Annotated in this window: 14 protein-coding genes; 12 read left to right on the forward strand and 2 right to left on the reverse strand. The window is 62.7% G+C overall.

Features of this window, described 5'->3' with window-relative positions; genetic code table 11:
* Positions 1–77 precede the first annotated feature (77 nt).
* Genes J2858_RS01695 through J2858_RS01705 form a run of 3 tightly spaced genes read left to right on the forward strand, consistent with a single transcriptional unit; the run spans position 78 to position 4324 of the window.
* On the forward strand, positions 78–2813 hold the full coding sequence (locus J2858_RS01695) for a DUF2339 domain-containing protein (RefSeq protein WP_210103016.1): 2736 nt from the start codon (positions 78–80) through the stop codon (positions 2811–2813).
* Positions 2806–3468 carry an HD domain-containing protein gene (locus J2858_RS01700; RefSeq protein WP_210103017.1) on the forward strand — a complete coding sequence of 221 codons (663 nt, stop codon included), beginning with the start codon at positions 2806–2808 and terminating at the stop codon, positions 3466–3468. The genes J2858_RS01695 and J2858_RS01700 overlap by 8 nt, the downstream gene beginning before the upstream one ends.
* Positions 3469–3478: 10 nt before the next feature.
* On the forward strand, positions 3479–4324 hold the full coding sequence (locus tag J2858_RS01705) for an MOSC domain-containing protein (RefSeq protein WP_210103018.1): 846 nt from the start codon (positions 3479–3481) through the stop codon (positions 4322–4324).
* 81 nt (positions 4325–4405) lie between these two features.
* Here the strand turns inward: J2858_RS01705 and J2858_RS01710 are convergent, their stop codons facing one another.
* Positions 4406–4984 carry an NYN domain-containing protein gene (locus tag J2858_RS01710; RefSeq protein ID WP_210103019.1) on the reverse strand — a complete coding sequence of 193 codons (579 nt, stop codon included), beginning with the start codon at positions 4982–4984 and terminating at the stop codon, positions 4406–4408.
* Between the two features lie 286 nt (positions 4985–5270).
* Between J2858_RS01710 and rpoZ the strand changes: the two genes are divergently transcribed.
* From rpoZ to era, 8 genes are all read left to right on the forward strand, one after another.
* On the forward strand, positions 5271–5684 hold the full coding sequence (rpoZ, locus tag J2858_RS01715; protein WP_210103020.1) for a DNA-directed RNA polymerase subunit omega: 414 nt from the start codon (positions 5271–5273) through the stop codon (positions 5682–5684).
* A 134-nt stretch (positions 5685–5818) separates the two neighbouring features.
* The gene (locus J2858_RS01720) at positions 5819–8056 is read left to right on the forward strand and encodes a RelA/SpoT family protein (RefSeq protein WP_210103021.1); all 2238 of its coding nucleotides are present in this window, start codon (positions 5819–5821) and stop codon (positions 8054–8056) included.
* A gap of 134 nt (positions 8057–8190) precedes the next feature.
* Complete coding sequence (locus J2858_RS01725) at positions 8191–8343, forward strand: DUF3563 family protein (RefSeq protein ID WP_210103022.1); 153 nt, start codon at positions 8191–8193, stop codon at positions 8341–8343.
* A 61-nt stretch (positions 8344–8404) separates the two neighbouring features.
* Positions 8405–8986, forward strand: a complete 582-nt coding sequence (locus J2858_RS01730; protein WP_281067717.1) for a DUF2062 domain-containing protein — start codon at positions 8405–8407, stop codon at positions 8984–8986.
* Positions 8987–9018: 32 nt separating this feature from the next.
* Positions 9019–9426, forward strand: coding sequence for a holo-ACP synthase (gene acpS, locus J2858_RS01735; protein ID WP_210103024.1), 408 nt, complete (start codon positions 9019–9021; stop codon positions 9424–9426).
* Between the two features lie 84 nt (positions 9427–9510).
* Positions 9511–10257: a signal peptidase I gene (gene lepB / locus J2858_RS01740; protein ID WP_210103025.1), complete on the forward strand. Its 747-nt coding sequence runs from the start codon at positions 9511–9513 to the stop codon at positions 10255–10257.
* Complete coding sequence (gene rnc, locus J2858_RS01745; RefSeq protein WP_432443227.1) at positions 10257–10973, forward strand: ribonuclease III; 717 nt, start codon at positions 10257–10259, stop codon at positions 10971–10973. Before lepB ends, rnc begins: the two co-directional genes overlap by 1 nt.
* Positions 10974–10981: 8 nt before the next feature.
* Positions 10982–11944, forward strand: a complete 963-nt coding sequence (gene era / locus J2858_RS01750; RefSeq protein WP_210103026.1) for a GTPase Era — start codon at positions 10982–10984, stop codon at positions 11942–11944.
* A 261-nt stretch (positions 11945–12205) separates the two neighbouring features.
* On the opposite strand, the gene J2858_RS01755 is transcribed toward era, so the two are convergent.
* Positions 12206–12595 (reverse strand): hypothetical protein, encoded by a 390-nt coding sequence (locus J2858_RS01755; RefSeq protein ID WP_210103027.1) that lies wholly within the window; start codon positions 12593–12595, stop codon positions 12206–12208.
* Positions 12596–12738: 143 nt separating this feature from the next.
* Between J2858_RS01755 and recO the strand changes: the two genes are divergently transcribed.
* Positions 12739–13491 (forward strand): DNA repair protein RecO, encoded by a 753-nt coding sequence (gene recO, locus J2858_RS01760; protein WP_210103028.1) that lies wholly within the window; start codon positions 12739–12741, stop codon positions 13489–13491.
* Positions 13492–13511: the final 20 nt, after the last annotated feature.

Consider the following 13511-nt stretch of genomic DNA (forward strand, 5'->3'; position numbering starts at 1 on the left):
GGCATCGACAGCGCCGGCCTTCCCTTTATCGGCGCGGCAACGATATAAGCAGGCCCAACCTCTATGGCGGAGCAATCATGCTGGAACTTTTACTCCTCGTCCTGCTGCTGGCTCTTCTGGCATCGCATCGACGGCTGGCACAACGGCTGCAGGCGCTGGAAAAGGACGTATCGGCACTTCGCGCGGCCCAGACTGACGGCGTGGAGCAGGCTGGCGAGATCGCCTCTGCCGCCTCGCCCGCGACGACCGACAAGGATGAGACGCTCCTTATAACCGCGCCAATGGAAGAGGCCGCCGCGCAAGAGCCAAATATTGCGGACGATGAAGCGCCGGCAGCGCCGGCAAAGCCTGCCCCCGCCAAGCCGGCCGAGAGCTTCGAAAGCCGGCTCGGTGCGCGCTGGACGGTGTGGGTCGGTGGGCTTGCGCTGGCGCTCGGCGGTGTCTTCCTCGTGCGCTATTCGATCGAGAGCGGGCTGCTGGGCCCGGAAGTTCGGCTGATGCTTGCCGCCGTGTTCGCCCTGTTGCTCGCAGCTTTCGGCGAAATCCTGCGGCGGCGGTCCTTTGCCCACCGGCTGGAGGCCTTTTCCAATGCAATGATCCCGGGCGTGCTGACGGCTGCGGCAAGCGTCACGCTGCTAGCAACCGTCTACGTCGCCTATGGCGTCTATGGGTTCATCGGTTCCCTGCCCGCCTTCCTTCTGCTTGCAGCCGTTTCCCTGGCAACACTTGCCCTGTCGCTGCTGCACGGGCAGGCGCTGGCGGGCCTTGGCCTTGCCGCATCGCTCGTCACGCCGGCGCTCGTCTCCACCGAAGCGCCGAATATCGCGGCCCTGTTCGGCTTCCTCTCGCTCGTCTGGCTTGCCGCTAATGCCGCCGCCCGCCTGCGCCGCTGGCATCTGCTGCCGATCTTGTCCAATGCCGGCCTGTCGATGTGGGTCATCGGCTATTGCCTCTATGCCGACCTGCGCGATCCCATACCGCCGGGCATCGCGCTTCTGGTGATGATCGCCGGCACGGCCTTCCTCTGGCCCGGCCGCCTGTTTGAGGATGCAGCCGAAGCGCAAGCGGCAGCGGTCGGCAGGTTTCGGCGCGTGCGCCATCTGCTTGGCCGCCGGCCGCGCGGCATCATGCTGTCGGTGTCGCTTGGCACGCTTTTGTCCATCATGACGCTTCTAGCCACCGCCAACGGGGCGAACGACGATCCGATGCTGATCTTCGTGGCGGCAACCGGCCTGCTGGCAGGCCTTGGCGCAGGCCGCAGGCCCGGCGCCTGGCCGGCCCTGTTTTCGACCCTCGCCGCGCTTTGGGGGATGACGCTGGTGACGCTGATGAACCTCAGCGTTGATCTCACCGACCCTCTGCAGCTTACCGATACGGCGGCCCGGCTGCCGCTGCCGGGCACCACCGTCCTTGGCGGCCTTGCCCTTGCCGCCCTTCTCGCCGCCTGCGGCCTGCTGTTCCAGCACCGCCGCGGCCAGAAGGACCGGGAGATGGCTGGCCTGTGGGCCATCATCGTGGCAACGGTTCCGGTCGCGATTGCGACAATCACCTTTCTTGCCGAAGGATCTCTCGACCGCGACTGGCTGCATGGCGCGTTTGCGCTGATGCTCGGGCTCGCCATCCTGTGGAGCGTTGACCGGGAGGCCCGACGGCAGCCAGCAGGCGCGGGCGACCTTCTGGCACGCGACATCCTCATTCTGGGGGCGTTCGGCGCCTTCACGCTTTGCCTGCACACGCTGACCCACGGCCTTGTCACGACGCTCGGCGTGGCCATCCTCGGCTTTGCCTTCGTTCTTGCCACGCGCCGTCGCGCCTGGCGCGGCCTGCCCTGGGCCATGGTGGCTGCAAGCCTGGTGGTGATGGCGCGCATCGCCTATGAGCCGACCATCGTCGGCCCGCAGAACCTGTCCACGACGCCGGTCTTCAATGCGCTGCTGCCCGGCTATGGCGTGCCGGCGCTGCTTCTCGTGGCCGCCTGCTGGCTGTTGCGCCGCTGGCCCGGCCGGCGCGCGCTCAATGCGCTGCAGGGCCTGGCCGCCCTGATGGGGCTGCTGACGCTTGCCATTCTGGTGCGCCACGCAGCCTCCGGCGGCGTGCTGGATGATCGTGTGCCGACACTTGGCGAGCAATCGATCTACACGCTTCTGACCATCGGTCTCTCGGGTGTGCTGATGACGCTCGACATCAAAAGCCCGAGCCGCGCACTGCGTTACGGCTCGATGCTGGCGGGCATCATCGCCACGCTCAATGTGCTGACGCTGCATCTGGGGGCGCTCAACCCGTATTTCTCCGGGGAAAACACCGGAGGCTGGCCGCTCCTCAACCTGCTGGCGCCGGGCTATCTCCTACCGGCACTCGCCTATGCGGGGCTTGCCACCTTTGCGCGCCAGAGGCGGCCGGCGCCCTATGTCACCCTCATTGCCATCACCGCCGCCCTTCTCGGCTTTGCCTGGGCGACGCTTTCCGTGCGCTGGTTCTGGCAGGGCGAAAACCTTGCCTCCTGGAAAGGATTTATCGAGGGCGAGACCTATACCTATTCGGTGGTCTGGCTGCTGATCGGCGTCGGACTGCTGGTCATCGGCTCCTGGCGCAATCTACGCAGCCTGCGGCTCGTTTCGGCGGGCCTGGTGCTGGTCACGGTGCTCAAGGTGTTTCTCATCGACATGGCCAATCTGGAAGGGATCCTGCGCGCCTTGTCCTTCATCGGCCTTGGCGGCGTGCTGATCGGCATCGGGCTTTTCTACCAGCGCATTCTGGCGCAAAAGAGCGACACGCAAGCCACGCCCGAAAAGAAAGAAGCAGCCGATGCCTGAGGCAAAAGTGAGCCCCATCGTTCAGCGTTTTGCACCGTTCGAAGCGCTGGCGGAAGGGCTTCTCGCCCACGCCGTGGAAGAGGAAGACGGCGCCCACGATCTCGCCCATCTTGTGCGCGTGTTCCACAACGCCCTTCGCATCCAGGCGCAGGAAGGCGGCGACGGTAAAATCCTTGCCGCCGCGGTTCTGCTGCATGATTGCGTGTCTCTGCCGAAGAACCATCCCGAGCGGGCGCAGTCGTCACGGCTTGCCAGCGAAAAGGCGAGCAGCATCCTGCGGGAGATGGGCTGGCCTTCGGAGAAAATCGAGGCGGTGGCGCATGCCATCCTCACCCACAGTTTTTCGGCAGGTCTTGCGCCGCAGACGCTGGAGGCGAAAATCCTGCAGGATGCCGACCGGCTTGATTCGCTCGGCGCCATCGGCATTGCCCGCACCTTCTATACGGCCGGCCGCATGGGCTCGAAACTCTACGAACCGGCCGATCCGAAAGGAGAACACCGCGTGCTGGACGACAAGACGTTTTCGCTCGATCATTTCGAGTTGAAGCTGCTGCGGCTGGCCGATGGTTTCCAGACACCGACCGGGCATCATCTGGCAAGCGAGCGGCACCGGCGCCTTGCCGAGTTCCGCGATCTGTTTCTCGACGAAATCTGAGGATTTTTTCATGCGCATCTCAGCCCTTGGCATCTATCCGTTGAAGAGCGCGCGCGGCGTGGCGCTCGCCGAAAGCCCGATCGATGCCTGGGGGCTTGAGCATGACCGCCGCTGGATGCTGACCGATCCCTCCGGCACCTTCATCACGCAACGGCAACTGCCGGCACTGGCGCAAATCTCGGCCGTCTTGGGCGACGCGCGACTGACACTGTCCATCGACGGGCAAGCGGCCTTGGACGTGGAGACGCCGCCGGCCGACCGGCGGATGGACGTGACGGTCTGGGATACGCCTGTCAGCGCTGCACTTGCCGATGATGCGGCGAATGCCACGCTGTCGCAGTGGCTCGGCCGCCCAGTCAAGCTGGTTCATTTCGACGCGATGTCACGCCGCAGCGCCAGCGCGGACTGGGCCGGCCCCGATACCCCGGTTGCCTTCGGCGATGGCTACCAGATCCTGGTGACCACCACCGGATCGCTGGCCGCGCTCAATGCCGACATGGCAGCCCATGGCGAGGAACCCGTCGGGATGGATAGATTTCGCACCAATGTGGTGATCGACCATGACGAGCCCTTTGCCGAAGACGGCTGGGGCTCGATCGAGATCGGCGGCGTGGTGCTTTATCTCGTCAAACCTTGCGCACGCTGCATCATGACGACGCAGGACCAGAAGACCGGCTCGCGCGAGGGCGCAAGCCCGATGCCGGCCATGGGCCGCATCCGTATGTCGGCAGACCGGCGCGTGCCGGGACCGCTGTTCGGCTGGAACGCCGTCCCGGTGGGCTCGGGCAGGATTGCCGTCGGCGATGCCGCAAAAGTCCTCGACCGGCGCGCGCCCTGGCCGATCAAGCGCCGCTAATACAAAGTGTCCCAACGCCTTGCGGCACGCTGGGATAGGCGCTCTCCCGTATAAGACGCATTTTGCGCCTGACGCCGACGTTCAGACCTCGGCCTGCTCGGGCGTCGGCTCCACCGGGCGCTGCACGCGCTCGGAGGGATCGCGTCCGATTTCGGCCTTCAGCGAGATGAGGTCGATGAAGTGGTCGGACTGGCGGCGCAGGTCGTCGGCGATCATCGGCGGCTGCGTCGCCATGGTCGAGACGACCGAGACCTTGCGGCCCTTGCGCTGCAGGGCTTCCACCAGCGTGGTGAAATCGCCGTCCCCGGAAAACAGGACCAGGTGATCGACGGTTTCCGATTGCTCCATGGCATCGATGGCAAGCTCGATATCCATATTGCCCTTCACCTTGCGGCGGCCCATGGAATCGGTGAATTCCTTGGCGGGCTTGGTCACGACCTTGTAGCCATTGTAATCCAGCCAGTCGATGAGCGGCCGGATGGACGAGTATTCCTGATCCTCGATCAGCGCCGTATAATAATAAGCGCGCAGCAGATAGCCCCGCTTCTGGAACGCCTTCAGAAGCTTGCGGTAATCGATATCGAATCCAAGACTGCGCGAGGCGGCATAAAGATTGGCGCCGTCGATAAAAAGGGCAATTTTTTCCCTGGGGTCAAACATGGTTTCCTCCATTCATTCTCAAATTAATTATGATTCACCGGCCTCTCCCTGGCGCCCCCTACGCAAAATGGGCGAGGCTGGATCTGCAACATTAACATATCTTCATATAAAAGACGTGTAATTCACGATTCGGCTTTATCAAAGCAATTTCGAACGCTTATCCCGGCCTCATTTGGTCGTGGGCGGGATGGAGCGCAAGGGCGGACGAGGAAAAACTTGAATTCCTCGCCCATTGCCTGTATCCGGCGTCCTAATCATCTGAATACCGATCGTAGAAGGACAGGCAATGGCCCGCGTCACCGTAGAAGATTGCATCGACAAAGTCGATAACCGTTTCGAGCTGGTGCTGCTCGCCAGCCATCGCGCCCGCCAGATTTCGCAGGGCGCCTCGATCACCATCGACCGCGACAACGACAAGAATCCGGTCGTGGCCCTGCGCGAAATCGCCGACGAGACGCTCTCGCCCGACGACCTGAAGGAAGACCTGATCCACTCGCTGCAGAAGCATGTGGAAGTGGATGAGCCCGAGCCCGATCCGTCGACGCTGATCGCCGCTAATGCCGGCGCATCGGCCGGCGCCGACAAGGGTCTTGACGAAGACGACCTGCCGGAAACGCTGACCTTCGACCAGATGTCGGAAGAAGACCTGCTGGCCGGTATCGAAGGTCTGGTTCCGCCGGAAAAAAGCGACGACTATTGAGGATCGGTGACGATTACCGATCGTCAATGATCTCGCCATAATCTTGTTGTCTGAATAATGATGGCTGCGCCAATCTCACGGTTGGCGCGCCTTTTTCTTTTTTGTCCGGGCCATATCAAAGGATCTTCTACAGCATGATGCGGCAATACGAGCTTGTCGAGCGGGTCCAGAAATACAAGCCCGACGCAAACGAGGCTCTGCTCAACAAGGCCTATGTCTATGCGATGCAGAAGCATGGCCAGCAGAAGCGCGCGAGCGGCGATCCCTATATTTCGCACCCGCTGGAAGTCGCCGCAATCCTCACCGAGATGCATCTCGACGAGTCCACCATTGCTGTCGCACTGCTGCATGACACGATCGAGGATACGACCGCCACGCGCGCCGAGATCGACGAACTGTTCGGCGAGGACATCGGCCGCCTGGTCGAGGGCCTGACCAAGCTCAAGCGGCTCGATCTCGTCTCGAAAAAGGCAAAGCAGGCGGAAAACCTGCGCAAACTGCTGCTCGCCATTTCCGACGACGTGCGCGTTCTGCTCGTCAAGCTTGCCGACCGGCTGCACAACATGCGCACGCTCGAACACATGCGCGACGACAAGCGCGCCCGCATTTCCGAAGAGACCATGGACATCTATGCGCCGCTTGCCGGCCGCATGGGCATGCAGGACATGCGCGACGAGCTGGAGGATCTCTCCTTCCGCTATCTCAACCCGGAAGCCTATGAAACGGTGACCAAGCGGCTGGCCGAACTGTCCGCCCGCAACGAAGGGCTGATTGCCAAGATCGAGGACGAGCTGCGCGAGCTCATGGTGGCGAACGGCCTCCTCAACGCCACGGCCAAGGGGCGCCAGAAGAAGCCTTATTCGGTTTTCCGCAAGATGCAGTCGAAGTCGCTGTCCTTCGAACAGCTCTCTGATGTGTACGGCTTCCGCCTGATCGTCGATGACGTGCCGGCCTGCTACCGGGCGCTTGGCATCGTCCATACGCGCTGGCGCGTCGTCCCGGGCCGTTTCAAGGATTATATCTCGACGCCCAAGCAGAACGATTACCGCTCCATCCACACCACGATCGTCGGCCCGTCGCGCCAGCGTATCGAGCTGCAGATACGTACGCGGCGCATGCACGACATTGCCGAATACGGCATTGCCGCCCACAGCCTCTACAAGGATGGCGAGGGCGGCGAGCCGGGCGAACTGCTGTCGCGCGAAAGCAATGCCTATTCGTGGCTTCGCCATACCATCGAGGCGCTGGCCGAAGGCGACAACCCGGAAGAATTCCTCGAACACACCAAGCTCGAACTGTTCCAGGATCAGGTGTTCTGCTTCACGCCGAAGGGCAAGCTGATCGCGCTGCCGCGCGGCGCAACGCCCATCGACTTTGCCTATGCCGTGCACACCAATATCGGCGACACCACGGTCGGCGCCAAGATAAACGGCCGCATCATGCCGCTCGTCACCCGGCTTGCCAATGGCGACGAGGTGGAGATCATTCGCTCCGGCGTGCAGGTGCCGCCGGCGGCCTGGGAAGAGATCGTCGTCACCGGCAAGGCCCGCGCGGCCATCCGCCGCGCCACCCGCATGGCGATCCGCAAACAATATGCCGGGCTTGGCCACCGCATTCTGGAGCGCACCTTCGAGCGGGCGGGCAAGGCCTTTTCGCGCGAGGTGCTGAAGCCTGCGTTGCACCGGCTCGGCCAGAAGGACGTGGAGGATGCCATCGCCTCCGTCGGGCGCGGCGAATTGTCGTCGCTCGACGTGCTGAAGGCTGTCTATCCGGATTTCAAGGACGAGCGCACGACGATCAAGCCCGCCGCCGACCAGGGCTGGTTCAACATGCAGAGCGCGTCGGGCATGATGTTCCGTCTGCCGGGCGGCGAGCGTACGGCCCATGATGCGACAAAGGCCGCAAGCGAGATCGACGGCCCCGATCCACTTCCGATCCGCGGGCTCTCCGGCCATATGGAGGTGCATTTCGCACCCGCCGGCGCCGTTCCGGGCGACCGTATCGTCGGCATCATGGACGAAGGCAAGGGCATGACGATCTACCCGATCCAGGCCTCGGCCCTGCAGCGCTTCGACGACCAGCCGGAGCGCTGGATCGACGTGCGCTGGGATCTGGATGCCGCCAACAAGCAGCGGTTCTCGGCCAAGATCGCCATCAATGCGCTGAACGAGCCGGGCACGCTTGCCACCATCGCCCAGAAGATCGCCGGTCTCGACATCAATATCCGCACCATGACGATGGGACGGGTGGCGGCCGATTTCTCCGAGCTTGCGCTGGAAGTCGAGGTCTGGGACCTGCGGCATCTGAACCAGCTTCTGACACAGTTGAAGGATCTCGACTGCGTTTCCACGGTCAAGCGTGTCTACGACTGACCACCTGTTAAGCACTGCGGCAGGATGATGTCCTGCCGCTATGCACTAGACGCAAGGCTGATGAGGGAAGGTCGCGTTGGTGGAACGGACGGGCATCGACTATATGTTGTGCAACGCAACATTAGGAGATAACAATGTTCAAGCCGCTTCGCACTATCGCCCGCGCCCTTCGCGCTCCCACTGTTCAGGATCGTGAAATGGCCTATCTGAATGAATCGAACGATGCGATCGAACTCGAATATCGCATGCGCCAGGTCGATCGCGGCATGTTCCGCAAGGGCCTCTGATCGCGCAAGCGAAGCGCCGGGCCCTGCCGGCAAGGACCGGTAGACACCCATGCGCGCTTTCATGCCGTTCAGTCTTTTCAAGAAAGCTCATCCCGCTCCTTCCCGCGGGTTGAAGAACAGACGTCGCAAGGGCCTCTTGCGAACCTGGCGCTATGTCCGGGCAAGAGCCTTGCGAATGGGTGGATCCCCCCATGCGGTGGCCGCAGGTCTGTCCATCGGACTGATGTCCGCCTGGACGCCGTTTTTCGGCTTTCACATTGCCATGGCGCTCGCCCTCGCCTTCCTGTTTCGGGCAAGCCTCATTGCCGCGACGCTCGGCACCGCGTTCAGCAATCCGCTGACCATTCCCTTCATTCTGCCGATCACCTGGCAGATCGGCCACGAGATGCTCGGTCGCGCGCCCAATGCCGCGACCTCCACGAGCGATCTTCTGCATCTGCTTGAAGGTTTTCATGTGCGTGAATTGTGGCAGCCGGTGTTCGAACCGCTGGCCATCGGCGCACTTCCTCCCGCGATTTTGACCGGCCTCTGCTGCTATATCGCCACTTTTGTGGGGATCAGAAGGTATCGTGCCGCGCGACGGGCAAATTTCCTCGCGCGCAGTCACGCCACCCAGGCGGTGGACAATGAGCGCGCGCCCTGACATCAGTCAGACCGGCCGCAGGGAGAACGGGCATGATCATTGGCATGGGAAGCGACCTCATCGATATCCGGCGGGTGGAAAAATCCATCGCACGCTTTGGCGATCGCTTCACACATCGCTGTTTCACCGAGATCGAGCGGAAAAAATCCGACGGGCGCAAGATGCGCGCGGCCTCCTATGCCAAGCGCTTTGCCGCCAAGGAGGCCTGTTCCAAGGCGCTCGGCACCGGCCTTGCGCAGGGCGTGTTCTGGCGCGACATGGGTGTCGTCAACCTGCCCTCCGGCAAGCCGACCATGGCGCTGACCAACGGCGCGGGCGAGCGCTTGCAGAGCCTTCTCCCCGAGGGCCATGAAGCCATCATCCACCTCACCATCACCGATGAATTTCCCTATGCGCAGGCCTTTGTGGTGATCGAGGCCCGGCCGCTTCCGGCGGTGTGAAAAGGCCCTCACGGTCAAGCCCATTGCCCGCCTTGGGTTAAGAGTTTAGAGAAGCGCAAAACGCTGGAAACGAAAGACGCACACGTGGCAGAACGAACCGACAAGAAGCAGAACGCCCTTTGGGAAAACATCAAGGTCATCGTCCAGGCGCTGCTGCTCGCCATGGTGATCCGCACCGTGCTGTTCCAGCCCTTCACCATTCCCTCCGGCTCGATGATGCCGACCCTGCTCGTGGGCGACTACATCTTCGTCAACAAGTTCGCCTACGGCTATTCGAAATATTCGCTGCCGTTCTCGCCGAACCTGTTTTCCGGCCGCGTGCTTGAGTTCTCACCGCCGAAGCGCGGCGACGTAATCGTCTTCCGCCTGCCAACCGATCCGGATGTCGATTACATCAAGCGCCTCGTCGGCCTGCCCGGCGACCGCATCCAGATGATCAACGGTGTGCTGCACATCAACGGCCAGCCGGTTCCGAAACAGGCCGATGGCACCTTCACCTCCGATTACCGCCTGGATCCAGGTGCCGATGTGCCCGTGTTCCGCGAGACGCTCGACACCGGCAAGACCTATGACACGCTCGACCAGTCGCCCGTCTCGCGCGGCGACAACACCCGCGAATTCCTGGTGCCGGAAGGCCATTACTTCTTCATGGGCGACAACCGCGACAACTCGCTCGATAGCCGCTTCGATGTCGGCTATGTTCCGGCTGAAAACCTCGTCGGACGCGCCAGCGTGATCTTCTTCTCGCTCGGCAACGATACCTCCTTCCGCGAGATCTGGAACTGGCCGGCCAATATGCGCTGGGATCGTCTGTTCAAGGTGGTCAACTGATGAAGCCGACATCGCTATCCGGGGAAGAACGCCAAAGGCTTGAGAAGGTCATCGGCCACGCTTTCTCGGACAAGCAATGGCTGGACAGGGCGCTGACCCATGCCAGCACCGGCAGCGCAAAGGTCGCCAATTACGAGCGCCTGGAGTTCCTCGGCGACCGTGTTCTCGGCCTCTGCGTGGCAGAAATGCTGTTCACGACCTTTCGCAGCGCCACCGAAGGCGAGCTTTCCGTCCGCCTGAACCAGCTGGTAAGCGCCGAAAGCTGTGCGGGCATTGCCGATGAGCTTGGTCTGCACGAATTCATCCGCACCGGCGCCGACGTGAAGAAGCTCACGGGAAAGCGCATGTTGAACGTGCGCGCCGACGTGGTTGAAAGCCTGATTGCCGCGCTTTATCTCGATGGCGGCCTGGAGGCTGCGCGCGGCTTCATCCTGCGCAACTGGCAGGCCCGCGCCACCCGCGCCGATGCGGCCAAGCGCGATGCTAAGACCGAGCTGCAGGAATGGTCGCATGCCCGTTTCGGCACGACGCCGCTTTATACGGTTGACGACCGCTCCGGCCCGGATCACGATCCCCGCTTTACCGTCACCGTGTCGATCAAGGGCGTTGCCCCGGAAACCGGTGTCGAACGCTCCAAACGCGCGGCCGAACAGGTGGCGGCGACGAAAATGCTCGAACGTGAAGGCGTGTGGCAAAAGCCCGCCAACGAAGGCTGAAGGATTTTATGACGCAAGAAGACAACATTCCCGCCGAAGACGCGGTGAGCGAAACCGATACGCCCGTGGACGAGCGCCCGACGCGCTCCGGCTTCGTGGCGCTGATCGGCGCCACCAATGCCGGCAAGTCGACGCTGCTGAACCGGCTGGTCGGCGCCAAGGTCTCGATCGTCAGCCACAAGGTGCAGACGACGCGCGCCATCGTGCGCGGCATCGCCATTCATGACCGCACGCAGATCGTCTTCATGGATACGCCCGGCATTTTCAAGCCGCGCCGCAGGCTCGATCGCGCCATGGTCACGACCGCCTGGGGCGGTGCCAAGGATGCCGACCGCATCATGCTGCTGATCGACAGCGAGCGCGGCATTCGCGGCGATGCGGAAGCCATTCTGGACGGGCTGAAGGATGTCCACCAGCCGAAGATCCTCGTTCTCAACAAGATCGACCGGGTGCGCCCGGAAGACCTGTTGAAGCTGGCGCAGATCGCCAATGAAAAGGTCGCCTTCGAGCAGACCTTCATGATTTCGGCGACGACCGGATCGGGCTGCACGCATCTCATGGACTTCCTGGCGAAGGAATTGCCGGAAGGGCCGTGGTACTATCCGGAAGACCAGATTTCCGACCTGCCGATGCGCCAGCTTGCGGCGGAAATCACCCGCGAAAAGCTCTTCCTGCGGCTCCATCAGGAACTGCCCTACGCCTCCCACGTCGAAACCGAAAAGTGGGAAGAGCGCAAGGACGGCTCGGTGCGCATCGAGCAGGTGATCTATGTGGAGCGCGACAGCCAGAAGAAGATCGCGCTTGGCAAGAACGGCGAGGCGATCAAGGCGATTTCCACCGCATCGCGCAAGGAAATCTCCGAAATCCTCGAGCAGCCGGTGCACCTCTTCCTTTTCGTGAAGGTGCGCGAAAACTGGGGCGACGACCCGGAGCGTTTTCGCGAAATGGGGCTGGAATTTCCGCGCGGCTGATGGGTTGGTTGGGGTGGCAAACGCCGGCCCCGCCCTTCAGGCAACTGGCCATGCTCACAATCATGGATTATGCGCCTTGCGGCCCGTTAGATTGCTGACACGGTCGTCTCATTCCCCCGGCGTCATCCTCGGCCTTGTGCCGAGGATCCATAAAGTTCAATGATATCATGGCGTTGCAGATGCTCGGGACAAGCCCGAGCATGACGGAAGAAAGCTGAAAGCTCCTTCTGCCAGCAGTCTGACGGCGTCTTGCGGCCCGTCTTACTTCTGGCGATCCATCAGCGCCTTGACCTCCAGATAGCGGCGGCGATGTTCCGGCTCGTCCTCGGTGGACGAATAGCAGGTGCTGGAGATGCAGAAGCGCGTAAGGCCGTAGGGTGGCTCGGCCTTGTTGAACTCGCATTCGATCTGATTGGTGAAATCGACCGGCTGCGGATTGTCGCGCGTCGCATAGGTGAGGCGCGCGCCGGGCGGATCGAGTTCCGGGAAGGACTGCACGACGCCGGTCGTCAGCTTGGGCGACAGGAGAAAGTTCTTCGCGACATTGACGCAGGCCTGTTCAAGCCCGGCAGATTGGGCAGATGCCGGCGGTGCGGCGACAACGATGGTCGGCATGGCGAAGAGAAAGGCGGCGGCAATGGCGTGGCGCATGGGAACTCCCTGTCTTGTTTTCGCGCCAGCAACACCCGGCACCGGCTTTTTGTTCCATGGCGCCAAGCGCCACCAGACAAATCGGTTCAATGCCGTATCGCGATGGGCTAACATGCCGATAGACTGACAGGAATTTGGCCGGCATGCAGTGGCAGGACGAAGGCATCATCATCGGCGTGCGTCGCCACGGCGAAACCAGCGTCGTGGCCGAATTGATGACGCGCACGCGCGGCCGCCACATGGGCCTGGTGCGCGGCGGACGCTCGCGCAGCATGCAGCCGGTGCTGCAGCCGGGCAACCGCGTGGAGGCGGTGTGGCGAGCAAGGCTCGACGAGCATCTGGGCGATTTCAAGCTGGAACCGGTCAATCTGCGCGCTGCCCGCCTGATGGAAAGCGCCACCGCCCTTTACGGCGTGCAGGCCATGGGCTCGCTGCTGCGGCTTCTGCCGGAACGCGATCCGCATCCGCATCTCTTCGAGGCGCTCGATCTCATCCTCGACCACATGGATGATCCGGCCGGCGCCGGCGAACTCTTCGTGCGCTTTGAGCTTGCGGTGCTGAACGATCTCGGCTTCGGGCTGGATCTTGGCGAATGTGCGGCGACGGGAACGCTGGAGGATCTGGTCTATGTGTCGCCGAAAAGCGGGCGGGCAGTCAGCCGTGCCGCCGGCGCGCCCTATGCCGACCGGCTTCTGGCGCTGCCGGCCTTTCTTGCGCCGCAGGCAAAGCGCAGCGCCGATCCGCAAAGCCTCGCCGCCGCCTTCCGCCTCAGCGGCTTCTTCCTCAACCGGCATGTCTATGAGCCGCGCGGCATCACCGAAAACGCCGCCCGCGACGGTTTCGTGCAGGCGGCGCTGAAGGCGCTTTCACGCCTTCCCGGCACGCCGCCAGAGTGAGGCTTCAGGAGTAAATCTTC

It is taken from the genome of Neorhizobium galegae (assembly GCF_017877135.1).
Lineage (GTDB): Bacteria > Pseudomonadota > Alphaproteobacteria > Rhizobiales > Rhizobiaceae > Neorhizobium > Neorhizobium galegae_A.